The 22,903-nt window shown below is 57.4% G+C and carries 17 protein-coding genes; 6 read left to right on the forward strand and 11 right to left on the reverse strand.

The window, feature by feature from the left end; translation table 11 throughout:
- Positions 1 to 42: 42 nt before the first annotated feature.
- The 3 genes from murJ to mutS form a co-directional block, all read right to left on the reverse strand.
- Entirely contained in the window at positions 43 to 1,590 is a 1,548-nt protein-coding gene (gene murJ, locus AB8880_11735; GenBank protein XDZ65577.1) for a murein biosynthesis integral membrane protein MurJ, read from the reverse strand.
- Positions 1,587 to 4,370, reverse strand: a complete 2,784-nt coding sequence (locus AB8880_11740; protein XDZ65578.1) for a [protein-PII] uridylyltransferase — start codon at positions 4,368 to 4,370, stop codon at positions 1,587 to 1,589. The genes murJ and AB8880_11740 overlap by 4 nt, the downstream gene beginning before the upstream one ends.
- A gap of 118 nt (positions 4,371 to 4,488) precedes the next feature.
- The gene (gene mutS / locus AB8880_11745; GenBank protein XDZ65579.1) at positions 4,489 to 7,188 is read right to left on the reverse strand and encodes a DNA mismatch repair protein MutS; all 2,700 of its coding nucleotides are present in this window, start codon (positions 7,186 to 7,188) and stop codon (positions 4,489 to 4,491) included.
- Between the two features lie 123 nt (positions 7,189 to 7,311).
- On the opposite strand from mutS, the gene AB8880_11750 reads away from it, so the two are divergent.
- Positions 7,312 to 9,579: an NADP-dependent malic enzyme gene (locus AB8880_11750; GenBank protein XDZ65580.1), complete on the forward strand. Its 2,268-nt coding sequence runs from the start codon at positions 7,312 to 7,314 to the stop codon at positions 9,577 to 9,579.
- Here AB8880_11750 and AB8880_11755 read toward each other — a convergent pair.
- Complete coding sequence (locus tag AB8880_11755) at positions 9,576 to 10,559, reverse strand: adenosine kinase (GenBank protein ID XDZ65581.1); 984 nt, start codon at positions 10,557 to 10,559, stop codon at positions 9,576 to 9,578. The two genes, AB8880_11750 and AB8880_11755, sit on opposite strands and share 4 nt — an antisense overlap.
- 118 nt (positions 10,560 to 10,677) lie before the next feature.
- Here AB8880_11755 and AB8880_11760 point away from each other — a divergent pair, with 118 nt between their 5' ends.
- The gene (locus AB8880_11760) at positions 10,678 to 11,274 is read left to right on the forward strand and encodes a hypothetical protein (protein XDZ65582.1); all 597 of its coding nucleotides are present in this window, start codon (positions 10,678 to 10,680) and stop codon (positions 11,272 to 11,274) included.
- On the opposite strand, the gene nth is transcribed toward AB8880_11760, so the two are convergent.
- Entirely contained in the window at positions 11,271 to 11,906 is a 636-nt protein-coding gene (nth, locus tag AB8880_11765) for an endonuclease III (protein ID XDZ67067.1), read from the reverse strand. The two genes, AB8880_11760 and nth, sit on opposite strands and share 4 nt — an antisense overlap.
- Before the next feature lie 200 nt (positions 11,907 to 12,106).
- Here nth and AB8880_11770 point away from each other — a divergent pair, with 200 nt between their 5' ends.
- The gene (locus tag AB8880_11770) at positions 12,107 to 12,637 is read left to right on the forward strand and encodes a DUF2244 domain-containing protein (GenBank protein ID XDZ65583.1); all 531 of its coding nucleotides are present in this window, start codon (positions 12,107 to 12,109) and stop codon (positions 12,635 to 12,637) included.
- Here AB8880_11770 and dapB read toward each other — a convergent pair.
- From dapB to hrcA, 5 genes are all read right to left on the reverse strand, one after another.
- Entirely contained in the window at positions 12,634 to 13,449 is an 816-nt protein-coding gene (gene dapB, locus AB8880_11775; GenBank protein ID XDZ65584.1) for a 4-hydroxy-tetrahydrodipicolinate reductase, read from the reverse strand. The two genes, AB8880_11770 and dapB, sit on opposite strands and share 4 nt — an antisense overlap.
- 88 nt (positions 13,450 to 13,537) lie before the next feature.
- Positions 13,538 to 14,674, reverse strand: coding sequence for a molecular chaperone DnaJ (gene dnaJ, locus AB8880_11780; GenBank protein XDZ65585.1), 1,137 nt, complete (start codon positions 14,672 to 14,674; stop codon positions 13,538 to 13,540).
- Between the two features lie 60 nt (positions 14,675 to 14,734).
- Complete coding sequence (gene dnaK, locus AB8880_11785; protein ID XDZ65586.1) at positions 14,735 to 16,657, reverse strand: molecular chaperone DnaK; 1,923 nt, start codon at positions 16,655 to 16,657, stop codon at positions 14,735 to 14,737.
- A 128-nt stretch (positions 16,658 to 16,785) separates the two neighbouring features.
- On the reverse strand, positions 16,786 to 17,421 hold the full coding sequence (gene grpE, locus AB8880_11790) for a nucleotide exchange factor GrpE (GenBank protein XDZ65587.1): 636 nt from the start codon (positions 17,419 to 17,421) through the stop codon (positions 16,786 to 16,788).
- A 76-nt stretch (positions 17,422 to 17,497) separates the two neighbouring features.
- Entirely contained in the window at positions 17,498 to 18,616 is a 1,119-nt protein-coding gene (hrcA, locus tag AB8880_11795) for a heat-inducible transcriptional repressor HrcA (protein ID XDZ65588.1), read from the reverse strand.
- Between the two features lie 39 nt (positions 18,617 to 18,655).
- Here hrcA and rph point away from each other — a divergent pair, with 39 nt between their 5' ends.
- From rph to hemW, 3 genes are read left to right on the forward strand one after another with little or no spacing between them, the layout of a single operon-like run.
- Positions 18,656 to 19,435 carry a ribonuclease PH gene (rph, locus tag AB8880_11800; GenBank protein XDZ65589.1) on the forward strand — a complete coding sequence of 260 codons (780 nt, stop codon included), beginning with the start codon at positions 18,656 to 18,658 and terminating at the stop codon, positions 19,433 to 19,435.
- Entirely contained in the window at positions 19,432 to 20,058 is a 627-nt protein-coding gene (locus AB8880_11805; protein ID XDZ65590.1) for a non-canonical purine NTP pyrophosphatase, read from the forward strand. The genes rph and AB8880_11805 overlap by 4 nt, the downstream gene beginning before the upstream one ends.
- A 12-nt stretch (positions 20,059 to 20,070) precedes the next feature.
- Positions 20,071 to 21,234, forward strand: coding sequence for a radical SAM family heme chaperone HemW (gene hemW, locus AB8880_11810; protein XDZ65591.1), 1,164 nt, complete (start codon positions 20,071 to 20,073; stop codon positions 21,232 to 21,234).
- Positions 21,235 to 21,246: 12 nt separating this feature from the next.
- Here hemW and AB8880_11815 read toward each other — a convergent pair whose 3' ends face one another.
- On the reverse strand, positions 21,247 to 22,887 hold the full coding sequence (locus tag AB8880_11815; protein XDZ65592.1) for a penicillin-binding protein activator: 1,641 nt from the start codon (positions 22,885 to 22,887) through the stop codon (positions 21,247 to 21,249).
- Positions 22,888 to 22,903: the final 16 nt, after the last annotated feature.

Here is a 22,903-nt window from a genome sequence, read left to right on the forward strand (position 1 = left end):
CTTTTTCACGTCCTGTCTTTATTCCCTGCCCGGGGCGGCGGGTCAAGCCCTGCTTTCTGCCCTTTCGACTTCTCGAGGGAGGGCTCCGGCAAGGCCGGCGAGACCGAAATATACCGCCCCGCCAATCAGCACCAGCCCGGCAAGACCGAAGGTCCGTCCAAAAGGAATCCCGGCCACCGCATCCAGCACAAACCCCTTAGACATAATGATTACCGCCGCCATGGCAAGGCTGATCAATGCAATCCGGCCAAGACCTTTGAACGAGCTGAAATGAAGCCGTCCCCGCCGGTTCAGGATTGCCCCCATCACCAGCACCGAAACCCAGCTCGCCAGCGCGGTTGCCAGCGCCAGCCCGGCAGCACCAAGCACCCGCATCAGCAGAAGGCTGGCAACAAGATTGATGAGGATTGTTGCAAATGAGATCTTCAGGGGTGTTTTCGGATCATGCGCCGCATAGAAGGCGGGCTGCATGATCTTGGCCAGAATAAAAGCCGGTATCCCGACCCCATAGGCGATCAGCACCTCTGCAACGGGGGTGATTCGGGCAGGATCAAACGCGCCATAGGCAAAAAGCCCGCCAATGATCTCTTCGGCAAGACAGATCGCCCCTGCCATCGCCGGCAAGGCAAAGAACATCCCGAGATATATTGCCTTCCCCATTGTCCGGATAACGGCCTCCCCATCACCGGAAGCTTCAAGGCGGGATAACTGCGGCAGCAGGGCTGTCCCAAGGGCAATCCCTATAATGCCGAGGGGAAGCTGGGCGATCCGATCAGCAAAATACAGCGCCGAAATTGCCCCGATCGGCAGAAGAGATGCAAGGATCGTATCGACCAGAAGGTTGATCTGCATCCCGCCCGCACCTATCGCGGCCGAAAAGAAGGATCGCCACATCCGGCGGCCTGCATCGCTGATCCGGGGCAGGATCATCCAGCGCGGCAGGCGATCAACCCGGACCAGCATGCGTTGAAGCAGCACCATCTGAAACAGGCCCGCAACCGGCACGGCAACAGCCACCGGAACGGCACCAACCCCGGCTAGAAGGCCCGCCATCACCGCCCCGGCCATAAGCACAAGATTAAGCAGCACCGGCGCCGCCGCGCCGCCAAAAAAGTGATTGCTGGCATTGGTGATTGCCGCCCATAACGCCACCAGTGATATCATGGGCAGATACGGCATGGTTATCCTGGCCAGCAGGACGGCGGTTTCAAACCGGCCTCCTTCATCGGTAAACCCCGGTGCCAGAAACGTGATGACCAGCGGCATGGCCAGTTCCATCACGATGGTGATCAGCACCAATGCCCAAAGGAGGGTGATCTGGACTTCTTCGGCAAGACGCCTTGCAGCGGCAGGGCTTTCTTTTTCGGCTTTGGCATAGGCTGGCAAAAACGCATTGGTCATCGCGCCTTCTGCAGTCATGCGGCGGAAGAGATTGGGAAGCTTGAAGGCGACGAAAAACGCATCCGCCACCGGGCCTCCGCCAAGCACCACCGCCAGCAGAATATCTCTCATGAAACCCAGTATCCGGCTCAGTGCCGTGAGCCCGCCAATCTGGCGAACAGCACCGAAAAGGCTTTTCCCGCTACTCATGCGGCCACCTGATTGGCGGGATCGCTTGTCTTGAGGACTTCAAGCAACGCCTGCTGGATTGCCTTAAGCCTGGTCTCAGACGTGATTTTGAGCCCGAAACCATCCTTGACATAAAACACATCCACCACCCGATCACCATAGGTGGATACGCTGGCAGTCTGAATCTGCAGCCCCATTTCGGCGATCTTCCGCGTGACCTTGTAGAGAAGCCCCGGCGCATCCTTGCCGTTGATCTCAATCACCGTGTGGGTCTTGCTGGCGTTGTTATTGACCAAGACCCGGGCAGGGGCCGTTATCCGCCTGATCCGGGCAGGTGTCTGGCGGTTCCGGCGATCCGTGGCGGCGTTGATGTCCAGCATACCGGTTAACGTCTTCTCGAGGCTTTGCCTGATCTTCATCTGTTCCTGCGGGTCGCTGATAGCCTCCTTGTCCTGATCCTGAATCCAGAACGCATCAAGGGTCAGCCCGTCTTTGCGGGTGGTGATGCGGGCATCGACGATATTCGCTCCGGCGGCTGCCAGCCCTCCTGCAATGCGGGAAAAGAGTCCGGCATCATCGGCGGTGATAATGACGACTTCCGTGGCGTTTCGCTTCAGATCAGATGTCATGACAATTGTAAGAAGCTTGTTCTCGGCAAGATGGTTTCGGCACATTTCCGCATGGCGGCCATGGCTTTCGGCATCGAACCCTGTCCAGTAGGCCGTGGTAAATATGTCAAGATGGTTGCTGATCTCGTCCTCGGTCCAACGTGAAGACAGCCGCTCTGCCAAAAGTGTCTTGGCTTCCCCTTCAAGATATCTCAGCGTGTCATCCGGGTTCTCGCCCCGAAGATGGGCCATGGTGCGGCTGTAGAGATCGCGCATCAAGGCCGCTTTCCAGCCGTTCCATACATTCGGTCCCACCGCCCGGATATCCGCCACCGTCAGCACCAGAAGCAGGTTGAGCCGTTCAGGGGACTGAACTTCAGCAGCAAAATTGGTGATGGTCATCGGATCGTTGAGATCATAACGGAAGGCGGTTTCGCTCATCAGCAGATGAAAACGCACCAGCCAGGCCACGGTTTCGGTTTCTTCCTCGCTGAGCCCGAGCCGAGGGCAGACATGGCGGGCAACCTCAGCCCCGAGGATGGAATGATCCCCGCCCCTGCCCTTGGCGATATCATGGAGAAGAAGCGCAACATAAAGCTCTTTGCGCAAGGTCACTTCCTTGACCGCCGCGGTTGCCACCGGCGCGATCTCGGCCAGTTCGCCATGTTCGATCCCGCTGAGGATGCCCATGGCAAAGATCGTGTGCTCATCAACGGTGTAGCTGTGATACATATCAAACTGCATCATCGCAACAATACGGCCAAAATCCGGGATAAACTTGCCGATGAACCCGCTTTCGTTCATCAGGCGGAGGACCCGCTCCGGGCTTTCGCGACTGGTCAGAATATTAAGGAACATCGCGTTGGCGTCAGGATGATGACGAAAATCCGCATCGACAAGGTTGAGATGTCCGTGAAGCTTGCGCAGGGCATCGGGATGAATATCAAGCCCGCTCGCCTGCGCGGTTTCGAACATCCGCATCATCAGAAGCGCATCGTCACGAAAACTGTAACTGTCCGGAAGGGTCAGTCTTCCTGCGTCCACCTCAAAAGGTTTCGGGGCCTGTCGCGGCCGGAAACGAAGCAGAAAACTGCGGGGCTTGGTATCGAAATCAGCAGCAAAGGCAGCGCAGAAAATTCGTGTAAGATTGCCGACGGACTTGGCCGCCAGATAATATCGGCGCATGAACCGCTCAACCCCGCTCAACCCCGACCGGTCTGCGAAACCCAGCGCCGGCGCAATCTCAATCTGGGCATCAAAGGTCAGGCGATCGTCTTCGCGCCCGGCGCGCAAATGCAGATGGCAGCGCACCGCCCAGAGAAACCGCTGGGCATAGGAAAAGACCCGAACCTCATTCCGGCTCAGGATTTTGCGCTCGATCATCATCTCGATGGAACTGACCTTGTAGACATAGCGGGCAATCCAGAACATGGTCTGAAGATCTCTCAACCCGCCTTTGCCATCCTTGATGTTCGGCTCGACAACATAGCGCCGGTTACCGCTTCTGGCATGGCGCTGGTCACGTTCTTCAAGTTTGCTTGTGATAAAATCCACCGCCGACCCTGTCACGATATCCTGATCAAATCGCTGCATCAGGGTATCGAAAAGCTCCCGGTTGCCGCAAAGAAACCTGGCCTCAAGAAGCGCCGTGCGGATGGTGATGTCTTCTTTTGCCGCCTTGACCGCCTGCCGCAGGCTGCGGGAAGCATGGCCAATCGTCAGCCCCATGTCCCAGAGAATATAGAGCGCTGTTTCAATCTGGCTGGTGATCTTTTTATCTGCCTGCCGCGAGGAGAGAAAAAGCAGATCAATATCAGAAGCAGGTGCAAGTTCACCCCGGCCATAGCCTCCGGTTGCCACCAGTGCAAGTTCACCTTCCTCCCCATTCGTGATTCGGGCAAATAGTGCCCTTATGAGGGCATCAAGAACAAGTGCATTTCCACCAACATAAAGCGCCCCGTCATTGGCCTCACGGAACGCGGCTTCCACCAGCTCGCGCCCATGGGTGAGCAGATCCTTGAGGGCCGTCAGCATCACCGGCCGGAAGTCATCTTCCTCAGGCAAGGCAGTGATGGCGCTTATCTCTGCCTCTACCTTTTCGGCAAAGCCGGTCCCTTCAAACCAAGTGGCGGCATAGCCGCTCGGGTTGAGCGCCTTGAGCCAGGGCGGAGATTTGGTTTCGGGCCGGGTCATGCCCCCTCCTTAACGAACGGTGCTAGCATAAAGAGATGTCTCCGGGGCCAGCGGAATTCTATCTTATCGGATTGACCAAAGCCATGTCCATGTCCGGGCTTGTCCATGAGCAGGTCTTTTATCCGGACTGATCACGGTATTTCTTGAGCGCATAAAGTGCCTCAAGTGCTTCAAGCGGGGTCATGGTATCGGGCAAGAGCTCATCAAGATAGGTCAGCACGGCCTCGGTTTCCTCCCGATGCCTGGCCGTTGGCGGATCACGGGTCTCGATGGAAAACAGCGGCAGATCATCCACCGCCGATGCGCTGAGAGGCGCGTTTTCTTCGGTCAGGCTTTCCAGCACCGCTTCGGCCCGTTCGAGGACCGGCGCAGGTATCCCCGCAATGCGCGCCACATGTATCCCGTAAGACCGGTCCGCGCCTCCGGGGGCAACTTCGTGAAGGAAGACGATATCTCCCTGCCATTCCCGGACCGTCATGGCATGGGTCGAAAGGGCTTCAAGACTCCGCTCAAGCGCGTTGAGTTCGTGATAATGGGTGGCGAAAAGTGTCCGGCATCGATTGACCTCATGCAGGTATTCCACCACGGCCCAGGCCAGTGACAACCCGTCATAGGTCGCGGTTCCCCGGCCGATTTCATCAAGAATAACGAGTGATCTTTCTCCTGTCCGGTTCAGGATTGCCGCGGTTTCCACCATTTCCACCATGAACGTGGAACGTCCTGTGGCGAGATCATCCGAGGCGCCGACGCGGCAAAAAAGCCGATCCACCATCCCGATCACGGCGGATTCTGCCGGAACATAAAACCCCGCCTGGGCCATCACGGCAATGAGGGCATTCTGCCGAAGAAAGGTTGATTTCCCCGCCATATTGGGGCCGGTAAGAAGCCAGATACGGTCTGCGGCTGAAAGATGGCAGGTATTGGCAATAAACGGATGATCATCCATTTTTCCCAGCATCTGTTCCACCACCGGATGACGGCCATTCTGAATGTGAAACTCGGTGGATGTGTCCAATTCCGGCCGGCAATAGTTCCAGCGTTCAGCCAGCCGGGCGGAAGCGGCAGCAACATCGAGACGGGCAGCATCATGGGCAAGAGCACGGATCGCATCGGCCGAAGCCAGCACATCATCGGCAAGGGCTGAGAAAAGTTCGAGCTCCACCGCCAAGGCCCTGTCTGCCGCACCACTCATCTCACGTTCGAGTTCAGCAAGTTCGGTTGTGGAAAACCTCAATGCCTGGGCTGTCGTCTGCCGGTGAATGAACCGCTCATCCGCGAGCATGGCATCGGCATGGGTGCTTCGGACTTCAATGTGATAGCCAAGGACATTGTTATGCTTGATCTTGAGGGATGAGATGCCTGTAGTCTCGCAGTACTTTGCCTGCAAGCCTGCAATGAGCCTCTTGCTTTCATCCCGCAGGGCCCGCAGATCGTCAAGGCCCGCATGAAACCCCGGCCGGATATAACCGCCGTCACGGGCAAGAAGGGGCAGGTGTTCCCCCAAGGTGGTGCTGATCTGGTCGGCAAGCGCTGCCGGTGCCCGGAAACTCACGGCCATCTGCTCAAGCGGTTCGGCAGCGATGAGGGTTGAAACACGGCGGTCAATCGCCTCGGCCAGCAGTTGTGCCTGGCCTATCCCGCGGCCGATTGCATCGATATCCCTTGGCCCGCCATGCCCGAGACCGAGACGCGACAGGGCACGCTCCAGATCAGGCATCACCTTGAGTGCGGCGGCCGCACCATCCCGAAAGACCGGGTCCGATTTCAGCACTTCAACCAGATCAAGCCTTGAATTGATTGCATCCGGATCCGTCAGGGGCGCGGCAATCCGTGCGGCAAGAAGCCGGGCGCCCGCCGCTGTTGCGGTATCATCGATCGCTGAAAGAAGGCTGCCTTGCGTCTTGCCTGCAAGTGTCCTTGTAATTTCAAGAGATCGCCGACTGGCCGGATCCATTTCGAGAATCCCGGCACTGGCTCTTTTCCGGATCGGGCGAAACCGCAAGGCGCGACCTTTCTGGGTCTGATCGAGATATCGCACCAGCGCCCCGGCCGCTGCGCAGTCCGACCGCGTCAGCATCGCCATTCCGTCAAGGGTGGAAACACCGTAAACTTCGCAAAGCCGCCTTTCCCCGGCGGTGCTGTCAAAATCACGGGCCGGGCGGATCGAGACGCAGCCTGCAAGCCCGTGGGTTTCGCCATCGGTAAAAGGATGGTCTGCCTCCGGCCGATCGCTGACAATAATCTCGGCAGCCTGAAGACGAGCGAGGCTTTCTTCCAGGCGATCCCCGTCGATGCTTTCCACCATAATCTCACCGGTGCTGAGGTCAACCCAGGCAAGAGAGGATGCCCCACCGGCTTCCCCCAAGGCGGCGAGGAAATTGTTTTCACGCGGCGGTAGAAATTCATCTTCGACCAGCGTCCCTGGCGTTACAATACGCACAACATCACGCTTGAGCGGGCCTTTGTTGCCGCGCTTCTTGGCGGTTTCGGGATTTTCGCTCTGCTCACATATCGCCACCCGGAACCCCTGCCTGATCAGGCGCGACAGATATGCTTCTGCCGCATGAAACGGCACGCCGCACATCGGCACATCACGGCCATCGACCTTGCCTCGCCGGGTCAGGGTGATATCCAGCGCCCGCGCGGCTTCAACGGCATCGCCGAAAAACAGCTCATAAAAATCTCCCATACGGTAGAACAGGAGGCTGTCTGGATGCGCGGTCTTGACGTCGATATACTGGGCCAGCATGGGTGTAATGCCGCTGGCACTTGCCTCGGGAAGGGTGGTGAGGATAGATTTGTCTTCAGCGGTGCTCATCACATGGACACTATGGCGGTTTCGGTGTATGCAGCAAGGACAATCGGACCGTATCCTGATGGGCATACCATAGACGATCCCGATCAGTGGTGCTAGAGCCGCTTCATCACCTTGAGGAAACAAATGACAAAAGCCAAAAAATCGCTTCTGGATGAAGAAGCTCTGGCCCTTCACGCCAATGGGCGGCCCGGCAAATTTGAAATCCGGCCAACCAAACCCCTGACCAGCCAGCATGATCTGGCCCTGGCCTATTCCCCCGGGGTGGCCGCGCCTTGCCTTGAAATCGCCGCTGATCCGGATGCGGCTTTTGTCTATACCGCCAAGAGCAACACCGTCGGCGTGATCACCAATGGCACTGCTGTCCTCGGCCTTGGCAATATCGGCGCGCTGGCGGCAAAGCCCGTGATGGAAGGCAAGGCGGTATTGTTCAAGAAATTTGCTGATATCGATGGCATTGATCTTGAGCTTGATACCGATGATCCGGAACGCTTTATCGATGCCGTCCGTCTGCTTGGCCCGAGTTTTGGCGGGATAAATCTTGAAGATATCAAATCCCCGGAATGCTTCATCATCGAAAAGAAACTTCGGGAAGTCATGAACATCCCCGTCTTTCATGATGACCAGCACGGGACCGCCATCATCGTTGCCGCGGCATTGATCAACGCCCTTGATCTGACCGGCCGCCGCCTTGAGGATATCAAGATTGTCTCAAATGGTGCCGGGGCGGCCTCACTGGCCTGCGTCCGGCTGATCAAAGCCATGGGCGTGCCCCATGAAAACGTCCTGCTGGCCGATGAGGAAGGCGTCATCCATCAAGGGCGCAAAACTGCCATGAACCCATGGAAAGAGGCGCATGCCATCGCCACCGACAAGCGCAGCCTGGCCGAAGCCCTCGAAGGGGCGGATGTGTTTTTGGGCCTTTCGGTTGCAGGCGCCATGACAAAGGAAATGGTTCTTTCCATGGCGGAACGGCCCATCATCTTTGCGATGGCCAACCCGGTACCGGAAATCATGCCGGATGAGGTCAGGGCCGCACGCCCTGATGCCATCATCGCAACCGGCCGGTCCGACTTCCCCAATCAGGTCAATAACGTGCTCGGATTCCCCTATATTTTCCGGGGTGCCCTTGATGTGCAGGCATCTTCGATTACCGAAGGGATGAAAATCGCCGCCGCTGAAGCCATCGCCAGGCTGGCCCGCACCGATGTCCCCGATGAAGTCAATGAAGCCTATGATGGCAAAACCCTGCATTACGGCCCGGACTACATAATCCCCGCACCTTTTGATCCACGTCTTATCGTCGAAGTCTCATCGGCGGTGGCACTGGCAGCAATGGAAGATGGCGTTGCCCGCAAACCACTTGAGAATGTGGACGCCTATCGCGGAACACTCTCGGCGCGGCTTGATCCGACCGCATCGACCCTTCAGAAGATCTTTGCCCGCATCAAGGGCAAGGGACGGCAGGTGGTCTTTGCCGAGGGGGAAGAGGAAAGAGTGATCCGCGCCGCCATTGCTTTCCGGGCCGCCGGCTATGGTGAACCCTTGATGGTAGCCCGCGAACATCGGCTGAAAGAAGCACTTGAACGGCTGGGCCTTGACGGGGTGGAAGAACTGACCTGTATCAATGCCAAGATCTCAACCCGAAATGAGAAATATATCGATGATCTTTACGGCATGCTGCAGCGAAACGGCGCCATTCGACGGGATTGTCAGCGCATGGTCAACCAGGACCGCAATATCTTTGCCGCATCCATGGTAAGGGCCGGGGATGCGGATGCCATGGTCACCGGAACGACGCGATCGTTCAAATCCAGCTTTGACCACATCACCCGGGTTATCGGACCGAAACCTGATACCCCGTTCATGGCGTTCAGCATCGTGATTTCACGCGGGACGACGGTCTTTATCGGGGATACATCGGTTCACGAACGCCCTGATCCTGATCAGGTGGCGGACATTGCCGAAGGGCTGGCGGCGCAGGCGAGAGCTTTCGGCCATACCCCCCGGGTGGCTATCCTGGCCTTCTCGAATTTCGGCAGCCCCTGGATGAAAACAGCCCGCGCGGCGCATGAAGCGGTATCTGTTCTGGATCAACGTGGTGTGGAATTTGAATATGACGGCGAAATGACAGCCGAAGTGGCGCTGGATTACGAACTGATGCGCCAGAACTATCCCTTCTGCCGTCTTTCCGGCCCGGCCAATGTGCTGATCATGCCTGGACTGCATTCAGCCAATATTGCATATAAACTGCTCAAGCAGATTGGTGGCGGCTCCACTATTGGTCCTATTCTCACCGGGGCAGAAAAGCCGTTTCAGATCGTTCCGATGGGAGCAAGCGTGACCGATATCGTGCAGGCGGCGGCCATTGCCGCCCATGACAGTCTGGACTAGATATCCAGCGCGGCGATGAGCTGGGACAGATCTTCCTGCGGGCGGGCGCCGATATGGCTGATCACCTCACTCGCGGCAATCGTGGCAATCCGAGCCGAAGTTTCAAGATCGTGTCCCTTCTGCCGGGCAAAGAGATAGCCGCCGGCGTAAAGATCACCGGCACCTGTTGTATCCACCACCCGCAGGTTGGTGTCGGCAGCAACCCGGGCCTGGCTGTCACCTCGAACAACGAGAGACCCCGCCGCCCCGCAAGTGATGACGGCTTCCTCGACCATGGCGGTAACCTGCCGGATTGCTGCATCAAAAGGCCCCGGGAAAAGAGTCAGGATTTCATCTTCATTGCCAAAGACAAGGCTTGTATGTTCGGCAAGAAACGCTGAAAGCGCCGTATGATGGCGCTCAACACACCAGGCATCGGAAAGCGATACCGCAACCTTTGTCCGGCTGGCGCGGGCAATCTCGGCCACCCTTGCGTAGCAATCCGGCCCGGCTGGCGCATCGAATAGATATCCTTCAAGATAGACCCATTCCGCCCCGGCAATGAGGTCTTCGTCCATGTCATCGGGGCCAAGCGTAATCGACGCGCCGAGATGGGTGTTCATGGTACGCTCGGTATCTGGCGTGACCAGAATGGTCGAAGATGCAGTTTGGTTGCCCTCGGCATAGACTGGCGTGAACATAACGCCGGCGGCCTGAATGTCATGGCTGAAGATTCGTCCCAGCATGTCTTCGGAAATCTTGCCGATGAATCCGGCCTGGCCGCCACAGGCGACAATCCCAACCGCGGTATTCGCCGCCGAGCCGCCAGAGATTTCCGTCGCCGGGCCGATGGCGTCATAAAGAGATGATGCCCGTTCAGCATCAATGAGATTCATGGCGCTTTTCTGCATGCCCTGATCGATGATGAACTGATCATCCGCCAGGGCGATGATATCAACAATGGCGTTGCCGATGGTTACTATAGGTGGTGATGAAGACATGATCTGATCGTATTTGAAAGACTATAATCAACCTGTATTACCTGATGCGGATTGAAAAATGAAGCCTTAAGGGCTAAACCCGCATGAGGCTGGTTTTTTTCGGGGCAGGGTCCATATCATGTCAGGTTGTTTTTCACGAATGATGATCCTTGCGGCAGGGCTGTCTTTCATGACGGCCGGATGCCAGCATGTCCAGAATGCTCCGCTGGAGCTCCGCGCCCCGGTGAGCCCTGAAACGGTACCGGATCTCAGTGCCTATGCCGTTGAAACATTGCCGGATCTTGAGGAAACCAGCATCACGGAAATCCCAGCAGCGAGTACGGATACCGCCGATCCTGCGCCACCGGCCTCAACATCTTCAGCCCTAGAACTTGCCCAGGTAACAGCCCCGCCGCCGCCACCTGATCCGGCGCCAGTCCCTCAACCTGAACTATCTCCGCAACCCGCCCCACCACCTCAGCTTGAACCGGCAACGCTGGTCGGCAGCTCTTTTGACCGGCTTCTCCTGCAGCTTGGCGAGCCGGATTTCATGCGCAAGGAAGGCCTGGTTGAAATCTGGCAATATCGGCTGGTGAACTGTGTTGTGAATTTCATCCTGCGCGATGGAGGGGAAGGGCAAACGATCACCGCCTGGGTCGGTCGCCATCGGCAGTTGGGGCTTGCTTACGATCATGACGCCTGCATCAGGGATCTCGGCGAAAGGGAACAGCTCTAGGGGGTGGTCTTGTGCCGATAGGTGCATTTCTCTCTGATGACGCAGGCCCCGCATTTCGGTTTGCGCGCAACGCAAGTATACCGGCCATGCAGGATAAGCCAGTGATGCGCGCCTTTCTTGTAGCGGTCAGGGACCCGTTTTTCCAGCAACATCTCCACCTTTGTCGGGGTTGATCCCACCGCCATGCCAGTGCGATTGCCAACACGGAAGATATGCGTGTCAACCGCAATCGTCGGCTCCCCAAACGCCTCGTTCAAGACAACGTTGGCGGTCTTCCGCCCAACCCCGGGCAGTGCTTCGAGCGCTTCACGGCTGCGGGGCACTTCCCCGCCATGGTCCCGCACCAATATTTCCGCCATTGCCATGACATTCTTTGCCTTGGTGTTGAAGAGCCCGATCGTCTTGATAAAGGAACGCAGTTTTTCTTCACCAAGTCTGAGCATGTCTTGAGGTGTTGAGACAATTTCAAAAAGCGGCCGTGTTGCCTTGTTGACGCTCACATCCGTTGCCTGGGCTGAGAGTGCCACCGCCACCAGCAAGGTATAGGGATTCCGGTATTCAAGTTCGGTTTTCGGTTCCGGCATGATGGCCGCGAGCAGCTCGAAACAGGCATCAATATCCGCCTGTTTCATCTTTGGTGATGGTTGTTCCGAAGTTGTGGCCATGCCGGGTATCCTTTTTATACGTCTCGCTTGAAGGTGAGCATATACCCATCCGTTGTCTGATCCCCGATCCGGGGAATGCGCCGCCCTCAAGGCTTTTTTACGCGTCACCTTGTCCCACAAAACAGGAGAGGATTGACGGGCTGACCTTAACGGCACATGTTATCATCATGGAAATTCAAGGTGAAAATCAAGCCCCGCGCGCATCAATCCCGAACGGCAACGGAAGTTCCGCTGACCGCGACGGGTTGCTCTTGTGGCCGCATCGCAGCCTCAGCCAGAAAGGTTTCCGCATTCTGATGGCGGTTCTCGGCAGTTTGATGGTTGCAATCGGGCTGATCTTTTTTCTCATGGGGGCCTGGCCTGTTGTCGGATTTCTCGGGCTCGAGATCCTGGTGGTCTGGGCGTTCTTCCGCATGAATTACAAAAGTGCCCGGCAACGGGAGAAAATCACCGCCAATCCGGCGACCTTCCGCATCGAGCGAACAAGCCCTGATGGAGAAACCGCCATTGAAGAGTTGCCTTCACCCTGGCTGAAGGCTGAACTTGAACCATCAGCACCGCCGAAATCAGGCCAGCCCCAGCGACTTGTGGTGAAAAGCCACGGACGCAAGGCTGAGATCGGCCCGTTTCTTCATGCCGTTGAAAAGCAGGAACTTCTGCCAGAGATCAATGCCTTGCTGAGCAAAGTCCAGCGTTAGCCTTTTAGAACGTCATGCATGGAATAAAGCCCGGGCGTGGCTCCGGCAGCCCAGCGCCCCGCTCTCAGCGCCCCCCGGGCAAAGATCATCCGGTCAATCGCCCGGTGCGTGAGCTCAATCCGTTCCGACTGGCCAAACAACATGACGCTGTGTTCACCCACCACATCACCGCCGCGAAGAACGCCAAAACCTATCGCGCCATCCTTGCGCGCGCCGGTAATCCCATGGCGAGCATAGTCCGCTACATCTGAAAGTGAGACATCACGGCCTTTTGCGGCTGCCTCACCCAGCAGCAATGCCGTACCGGATGGAGCATCTACCTTGTGCTTGTGATGGGTTTCAACAATTTCGATATCCCAGTCCGGGCCAAGTGCCCGCACCGCATCTTCTACAATCCGGGAAAGAAGCGTCACCCCGACAGAGGTGTTCGCGCACCAGACAACCGCCGTACTTCCTGCGGCTTCTTCGAGAATACGGGCATCCGCATCGGTCATCCCGGTCGTGCCAATGACGATGGGAATCCCGTGTTCAGCCGCAAGGCGTGCATGTTCCACGCTGGCCTTGGGGGTGGTGAAATCAATGATGACATCAGCCCCGGCGGTGGCGAGAGCGGATTTGTCACCCGCCACCAGCACCCCTGTTTCGGCAAGCCCGTTCATCCGGCCCGCATCCTGGCCGATGGATTCTGAAGACGGATGGTCCGTAGCAGCCGCAAGCGTCATGTCTTCGGTTTCGGCAAGGGCGATGGTGATCATGCGTCCCATGCGTCCCGAAGCACCGGGCAGCGCAACACGCGTAGAGGATAAGGTCATGGCGGACTCCTTCTGAGGCCAGCATAATCACCGGCACAATCGCCAGCATAATTGAAACTGCGGCTGGTGAAAACCGGGGAGCTTGAGGTTAATCCTCTTCGCCGAACATTTTACGGATTCGATTCATGAAACCGGTGGATTCGGGGTTCTGTTTTCCGCTGTTGGCGGCAAATTCCTCGAGAAGAGATTTCTGCTTTGCCGTCAGATTGACCGGCGTTTCAACATGAATATCAACATAGAGATCACCTCGCGCACGTCCCTGAAGCCCTGGCATGCCCTTACCCTTGAGTCTCAGCCGGTGGCCGGATTGCGTGCCGGGCTGAATGCTCACCCTGGCCATCTTGCCATCGAGATTGGGCACATCAATCGTCCCGCCCAGGGCCGCGGTTGCCATCGGCACCGGCATGGTCAGCAGGAGACTTGTTCCATCACGCTCAAAAATTTCATGCGCCTTCACATCGATGAAAATATAGAGATCACCGGGGCTGCCACCTCGCAGGCCGGCTTCCCCTTCGCCTGAAAGACGAATGCGCGTGCCGATATCAACACCGGGCGGGATCGTAACATTAAGCGTGCGGTTTTTCTGCACCCGTCCCTGGCCACCGCAGCTGCTGCAGGGAGAGGATATCGTCTGCCCCATCCCCTGACACGACGGGCAGGTGCGTTCAACCGTGAAAAATCCCTGCTGGGCCCGAACTTTGCCATGCCCGCCGCAGGTGCTGCAACTGGTGGGGCTCGTTCCCGGAGCAGCACCACTGCCCTTACAGGTCTCGCAAGACGTGGCAACCGGGATTTTGATTGTTTTGGAATCACCGGTAAAAGCTTCTTCAAGGCTGATCGTCATATCATATCTGAGATCAGCACCCTTGGTGTTGCCTCGGCGGCCTTGACCACGCCCGCCCATGAAATCGGAGAACATTTCATCAAAGATATCGGAGAAGCCGCCGGCACCGAAACCGCCAGCCCCGAAGCCAGCACCGCCACCAAATCCGCCACCCTGTTCGAACGCCGCATGGCCAAGACGATCATAGGCCGCGCGTTTCTGCTCGTCCTTCAGCACTTCATAGGCTTCGGTTGCTTCGCGGAATTTTTCTTCAGCCGCGCTGTCATCCGGATTGCGGTCCGGATGATATTTCATGGCCAGTTTGCGATATTCGGACTTGATCGTTTTTGGATCAGCATCCTTCTTCACGCCAAGCACTTCATAATAATCACGTTTGGCCATACTGAACCGCTACATCTGCTATGGTGAGTGAAATCCGGGCCGCTGAAAGGGCAAGAGGTCTCAGGAACCGCTTGCCTTCTTCTGATCGTCGTCGCTGTCCACCTCTTCGAATTCCGCATCGACGACGGTATCGTCGCTGGCGTTTTCGTTCTTGGCAGCATCGTCATCCGCCTCATCGGCACTGGCCGCATATGCCGCCTCGCCCATTTTCATGAGCGCTGCGGAAAGCGCCTCGGTCTGGGGGCCGAAATCCTCATTGGATTCGTCTTCCAGTGCTTCCTTGAGGTCAGCCACCGCCTTTTCCACATCGGCTTTCAGCGCCTCATCGGCCTTGTCACCGAGATCCGCAAGGGATTTTTCAGCCCCGTGAACCAGCGATTCCGCCTGGTTGCGGGCTTCGACCTTTTCCCGACGCTTTTTATCTTCTTCGGCGTTGGCTTCAGCATCCTTGACCATCTGCTCGATATCATCATCGCTAAGGCCGCCAGAGGCCTGGATCTTGATCTGCTGTTCCTTGCCGGTCGCCTTGTCCTTGGCGCTGACATTGACGATACCGTTGGCGTCGATATCAAATGTCACCTCGATCTGCGGCACGCCGCGCGGGGCGGCAGGGATGCCGACAAGATCAAACTGACCCAGGAGTTTATTGTCCGCCGCCATTTCACGTTCACCCTGGAAAACCCGGATCGTCACCGCGGTCTGGTTGTCGTCGGCGGTGGAGAATGTCTGGCTTTTCTTGGTCGGGATGGTGGTGTTGCGGTCAATCAGCCGCGTAAACACCCCGCCAAGGGTTTCAATACCAAGTGAAAGCGGGGTTACATCAAGTAGCAACACATCCTTGACGTCGCCTTTGAGCACACCGCCCTGGATTGCCGCGCCGCTGGCCACCACCTCATCCGGGTTGACCCCGCGATGCGGTTCGGTCTTGAAGAACGACTCCACCGCTTCGATGATTTTCGGCATCCGGGTCATGCCGCCAACGAGAATGACTTCGTCAATGTCCCCGGCCTTGATACCGGCATCCTTGAGCGCTGCCTTGCAGGGCTCGATGCTGCGCTGGATCAGATCATCGACAAGGGATTCAAGCTTGGCGCGCGTGAGTTTGACGTTAAGGTGTTTCGGCCCGGACTGATCTGCCGTGATGAAGGGCAAGTTGACTTCGGTCTGGGTCGCGCTGGAAAGCTCGATCTTTGCCTTTTCCGCCGCTTCTTTCAATCGCTGGAGGGCAAGCTTGTCTTCCCGCAGATCAATGCTGTTGCCCTTTTTGAATTCATCGGCCAGGAAATCGATGATCCGCTGGTCGAAATCCTCCCCGCCAAGGAATGTATCCCCGTTGGTGGATTTGACTTCGAACACGCCATCGCCGACTTCGAGGATCGAGACATCAAAAGTCCCCCCGCCAAGATCATAAACGACAATGGTGCCGGATTCCTTCTTGTCGAGGCCATAGGCGAGGGCGGCGGCGGTCGGCTCATTGATGATACGCAACACATCAAGGCCTGCAATCTTGCCAGCATCCTTGGTGGCCTGACGCTGGGCATCGTTGAAATACGCTGGCACGGTAATTACCGCTTCGGTAACGCTTTCACCGAGATATGCTTCGGCATCCTCTTTCAGTTTGCGCAGAATAAAGCTCGAAATCTGGCTGGGTGAATATTTTTCACCATGCGCCTCGACCCAGCTATCGCCATTTTCAGCGGCTACCGTCTTATAGGGAACAAGTTTGGCGAAATGCTTTGACGCCTTGTCGGTATGCCGACGTCCGATCAGCCTCTTGATGGCGAAAAGCGTATTTTCCGGATTGGTCACCGCCTGCCGTTTGGCCGACTGGCCGACGAGCCGTTCGCCATCCTCGGTAAAAGCCACCATTGATGGAGTTGTGCGGCCACCCTCGGCGTTTTCAATAACCTTGGCGGATGTTCCGTCCATGACCGCAACGCAGGAATTGGTTGTACCCAAGTCAATGCCAATCACTTTACCCATGTTACCCTCTTTCTTCCGTATTGCGGGACCAGGGTCTGCTACCATCTTGGTGCCGCGATGTTTCAGTATTCAAGCCACATATAGGAACTGCATCCCTGATTGCAAGGGGGCCGCCCGAATGCCGCTTTCTATGCCTCTTCCGCTCCATCCTGCGCTTTTGCAACACCGACCATGGCCGGGGAGAGGAGTCTGTCATGGAGCATCCAGCCGGCCTGCGCCACCTGAACAACCGTGCCTGGTTCAACCTCGCTGGTGGGAACCTCGAACATGGCCTGGTGCTTCTCGTAGTCGAATTTCTCATTGAGCGGATTGATCCGCACGATGCCATGACGTTCCAGAACCGTGGTGATCTCCTGATTGATCATCTCAACGCCAATCACCAGATTGGTCATGGTCTCATCAAGGCCGCTCCGATCTTCAGGCAAAACAGCTACGGCGCGGCTGAGATTGTCCACCGATGCAAGAAGATCGCGGGCAAACCCGGCATGGCCGTATTTTCGTGCCTGGGAGATTTCGCGTTCGGTCCGGCGACGCATATTTTCAACTTCCGCCAACGCCCGCAAAGCCTGATCCTTGAGGTCATCACGCTCAGCTTCCAGCGCCGCCAACGGATCGATGTTTTCCCCCTGCTCACCTGATGCGGATTCCGGGAATTCGGGGATGACGATATCATCCACAGAAGCTGTGTCTGCCGCGTTCTTGATATCGGATTTGTCATCCTTCGGGGCGTCGTTCACATCATCTTTTGTCGTTTCATCCGCCATTTCTGCACCTCTGGGTCATCGGAGATGAAGGTTATGTAGGCGTTTGAACCTGATTTGCCAAGATGCCGTGGCAGATTTAGAGCGACAGCATCTTGGTGATGGCCTCGCCGGTGTAATCCACCATGGGGATGATGCGGGCATAATTCATGCGCCGGGGGCCGATCACCCCTACCGCACCAATGACTTTCTGCTCACTGTCCTTGTAGGGTGCGATGATCATCGCACAGTCGGTATTGCCAAAAAGCGCGTTCTCGGCGCCGATGAATATCTGCACGCCGGAGCCGCGTTGCACGGCTTCAAGCACGTTCCTTGTGTTTTCCCTTATCTCCAGCATGGAAAAGAGCGTGCGGATCTTCTCTATATCCTCTGCTGCGGAAATATCTTCGAGCAGATTGGCATGCCCGCGCAGAATAAGCGTCCCTGTCTCGGCAGCACCGCCGACAAGATGGGCAATACCGGCATCGATCACCTTGCGGCTGAGGGTGTCGATCTCCATCCGCCGGGCGGCGATATCGGTTTTCAGGATGTTATCGGCCTCGGCAAGGGTGGAGCCGGCCAGCACGGTGCTGAGAAAATTTCCCGCCTCCACCAGCGCCGATGGCGGCAGATCCGCCGGCAGATCAATGATCCGGTTCTCCACATCACCGACGCTGTTGACAATGACCACCAGCGCCCGGGTGGTGCCGCCGACGCCGCGACCAAGCGGCACGAATTCAACATGGCGGATCGATGCATCACGCTTCGGCGTGATCACCAGCGACGCGCATCGTGACAGACCCGACAGGGCCGAAGTTGTCTGCTCAAGCGCATCAGCAAAGCTGAGCCCGCTGGCATTGCATTCCACATCGATGCGTGCCCGCGTTTCTTTCGGAATATCACTGCCGACTTCGAGCAGCCCGTCCACAAAAAGCCGGAGCCCGGTTTCCGTGGGCATGCGGCCAGCCGAAGCATGGGGTTGAAACAAAAGCCCGGCCGCTTCAAGATCCGCCATGATGGACCGGATGCTGGCCGGCGACAGCGGGTTTTCCATCTGCGATGAAATGATCTTTGATCCCACTGGCGAGCCGGTTTCGAGATAAAGATCGACAATCCGGGTGAAAATCGCGCGGGTCCTTGCGCTCAGATTGCTGATCTCGCCGCGCACTTCCGCATCGGCAGGTCTGGATTGAAGGGATGGTTGAAAATAATCGTTCATGGCATCAGCCTAGTTATGCTAAAGACAGGCGTCAATATCATGACGACGACAAGGTTTGAGGAGAAGAACATGGCCCCTGCCGATCCAACAGCTCCAGCCCGTCCCTCCGGCCGGTCTTTTGACATGCTGCGTGAAATCCGGATAGAGCCGGGATTTTCTCCCTATGCCGAAGGGTCATGCCTGATCCGTTGCGGCAATACCCATGTGATTTGCACCGCAAGTGTCGAGGAACGTCTTCCCCCATTCCTGCGTGGCACCGGTCGCGGCTGGGTTACGGCTGAATATGGCATGCTACCTCGATCCACCCATACACGGACCGAGAGGGAAGCGTCACGGGGTAAGCAATCAGGCCGGACACAGGAAATTCAACGTCTGATCGGCCGGTCCTTGCGCGCGGTTACCGATCTTGCGGCGCTCGGAGAACGCCAGATCAAGGTTGATTGCGACGTCCTGCAAGCTGATGGAGGAACTCGAACAGCCTCGATCACCGGGGCCTGGGTCGCGCTCAGGCTGGCCACCGAAAAACTGCTGCTTGATGGCCTCATTACCCGCCAGCCCCTGACCGATCAGGTTGCTGCCGTCTCCTGCGGTATCTATCAGGGTCAGCCGGTGCTGGATCTGGACTACAGCGAAGATTCCACGGCTGAGGCTGATGCCAATTTCGTCCTGACCTCTGATGGCGGGGTGGTGGAAATCCAGATGACCGCTGAAGCCGAGCCGTTTCGGCGGGCGCAACTTGACGCCATGCTCGGGCTTGCCGAAGACGGTATCCGAAAGCTTTGCGCCTATCAGCTGGATGCGGTCAAGGCAGCACTATGAGCCGGGGCAGACAATTGACCGAACCCTGTCTCGTTGTCGCCAGCCATAATCAGGGCAAGGTGCGGGAAATCCGTGATCTTCTGGCCCCGTTTGCCCTCAAGATATCCAGCGCCGCCGAACTTGATCTGCCGGAACCTGAAGAAACCGAGAAAACCTATCGCGGCAATGCCACACTGAAAGCCGCCGCCGCGGCCAGAGCAAGCGGGATGCCTGCACTTTCAGATGACAGCGGCTTTGAACTCACCGCCATCAATAATGCGCCCGGGCTCTATTCGGCCCGCTGGGCCGGACCCGAAAAAGATTTCTCCATGGCAATGGAAAAGGTGCATGCGTCTTTTCTGGCCTCAGGGAGTCAGGATAAAAACTGCCGATTTGTCTGCGCCCTTTCCCTTGTCTGGCCCGATGGCCATGATGAAACCGTCGAAGGCACCATCGACGGCGAAATGGTCTGGCCACCGCGAGGAGACAGGGGGTTTGGCTATGACCCGATGTTCCGCCCGCTCGGACATGCGTTGACCTTTGGCGAATGTGATCAGGACTGGAAGCACCAGGTCAGCCACCGGGCCGAAGCCTTTGCCCAGCTTCTCGAACGCTGTTTTATCGAAACTCCACGGCGGCAGTGAAGGGGCGAAGGGATGGGCATCGCCGCACGGCCATTCGGGCTTTACATCCACTGGCCTTTCTGCCGGGCAAAATGCCCCTATTGCGATTTCAACAGCCATGTCCGGGAGGCGGTAGATCACGACCGCTGGAAAACCAACCTGCTACGGGAAATGGAAACACTGGCAGAGATGACCGCGTGCAAGGGCCGGGTGCTGGACAGCATTTTCATTGGCGGCGGAACGCCCTCTTTGATGGAGCCGTCCACGGTGGCAGCCCTGCTTGATCGCGCAGGTCAGATTTTTGCCGCAAGTCCAGATATCGAAATCACCATGGAAGCCAATCCCACCAGCGTTGAAGCGGGAAAAATGGCTGCCTTTGCCGGAGCGGGTGTCTCCCGGATCTCGCTCGGGGTTCAGGCGCTTGATGATGCGGCGCTTGTCGGGCTTGGCCGTGAACATTCTGGCGCCGAGGCCCTCAAGGCACTGGAGCATGCCCGCAGGAATTTTCAGCGGGTATCGGCTGATTTCATCTATGCCCGGCCTGATCAGACGCTTCGTTCCTGGACAGATGAGCTGGATCGTATCCTCAACCTTGGTCTTGATCATCTCTCGCTCTATCAGTTGACGCTTGAACCCGGGACAGCGTTCTGGAGCCAGCATCAGCGAGGGCTTTTTTTCCTGCCAGAAGACGAGTTGGCCCGCAACCTCTATGACCTCACCCAGGAAAAAACCGCGGCCGCAGGTTTGCCTGCCTATGAGATTTCGAATCACGCCCGGCCGGGGCAGGAAAGCCGACATAATCTCCTTTACTGGCAGGCTGGAGACTGGATCGGCACAGGCCCGGGGGCGTATGGACGGGTCTGGCGTGACGGGTTGCGCATTGAAACCCGAAGCCGCCGTGATCCCTCATCCTGGCTTGATGATGTTGAAGCGCATGGCCACGCCCTTGATCAGGAATCGCAAGAATTGCCGGCAGATTACGGGCGTGAAGCCATGATGATGGGCTTGCGGCTCACGACAGGGGTTGATCTCGATGCGATCACATCCCTGGCCGGGCCGCGGGAGACATGGATCAATACCGGAATGCTGGAGCAGCTTGTCGCCAGTGGTCATCTTGACCTGAATGGAGAAAGGCTGCGGCTGAAGGAGGATGCCCGGCCGCTCCTCAACAGCGTGCTGACATCACTGGTGATCTGATCTGGCCGCCGCTCAGAAGGACTCAGGCCCCGGGGCGATGATCGTGCTGGTGCTATCATTGATCTCGCGAACATCAAGAAGCCGCAGGTTGCGGCCGTCCGGCAACAACCTGAACATCCCGGAAAACCCCGAAAACCCGATCGGGTTTGTCAATTCCTGATAGAGATCTGCCTTTTCGCGAACAATCGTGCCGACCAACGCCACCGCATCAAAGCCAAGCATCGAAAGGCGATCAGCAGGGGTGCCGGAAGTCTTGGCCCAGAGCTGGGCAAATCTGCCATGCTGATCCCTTGGCGCGTTCGCGTACCAGGCCCCGGCCAGCGACGGTTCCTGCAAGGTGGCCGCGTCATCCCATATCGATGTGCCAAGATACCGGACCTTTTCCGGATCAAGGTCATACCATGCCAGCACCGGAGCAACCCCGAGGCTGAACGTATTGTCGCCTGCCATGATAACGAGATCAAAAACCGGCACGCGGGATGAGCTGCCATTCGATGATTTCCTCCATTGGACGAAATTCCGTACCACCCGGCGCAAGGCGGCCTCATTGGATCGTGTTTCGGCATTGATGGTCAGGCGTTTAATGTCCCCAATACCGGCTTCCAGAAGGATTTCATTTGCGTGATTTGCAACCCGCCTGCCATAGACGCTGTCCTGTTCCACCAGAGCGATGGCAAGGTCCCGCCGCCCGGATTTTGGATTGGGCTTAACATGTTGAAGAGCATAGGCCAGCGCAGTTTCGATTTCCTGTTCAGGTGTCTGACCCAGAATCCACAGCCCGGGCCGGGCAACCACAAGGTCATTGGAAAAGGAGATCATCGGCACGGAGGCGGCCTGAGCGAAAGGCCATGCCTTTCGGGTATCTTCGGCAAATACCGGCCCGAGGATGAGATCAGCCTGATCACGAACGGCCTGAAGCACTGCCGCCTCAGCCCCCGAAGCCGTATCCTGGAAAATCAGATCAACTTGCTGAAGCTGAAGTTCGAAAAGCGCAAGTTCAGCTCCCTTTCTGATGCGCTGGCCGATAGCGGCAGCGGGGCCGGTATATGGCGCGAGAATGGCAATCCGGAAACCGCCCTCCGGCTTTTCCGGGATCGGGATCGGGGCAACAGGCTCAATAGCGAGATCTTCGTTCAGCGTGGCCTTGGGCCTAATCAGCGCAAAGGCCGCAGCAAGAGCTTCGGGAGCAAGCGATGGGTCTCTGCCTTCCGGAATGACAAGTTCGGCAGGTTTGACGTCATCTTCGCGCGGCTCTTCTGCGGCGATTGCTGCAACACCCTTTTCTTCCCCAACCTGTCCTTCCGGGCTCTGAGGGGTTTCAGCAGCTTCTGCCTCATCTCTCTTGATGAGATTATCTATAATCACACCGACATTGTCATCGGATACGGAAATTTTCTCGAGGGCTGACACAATCTGCTGGATGCTATCGCCGGTCTCTTCGGAAATGCTGCTGGCGGATTTGATCATTTCAAGCACCGGGTCGAGATCTTCGGCTGATGGTTGCGCGCCGGATTGGGTTGTCGCCGCCGGACGCACTTCCTCGGCATCCGAAGCCTTGATATCCGTCACCGGTGCGCTCACCGCAAGGCGCGGAGCCGATGGGCCCGTTGTTGTGCGCGCCGTATCCTGACTGGACGTATTACACCCTGCCATCAGGATGGGCAGCAAC

Source organism: Alphaproteobacteria bacterium LSUCC0684 (assembly GCA_041228335.1).
GTDB lineage: Bacteria > Pseudomonadota > Alphaproteobacteria > Puniceispirillales > UBA1172.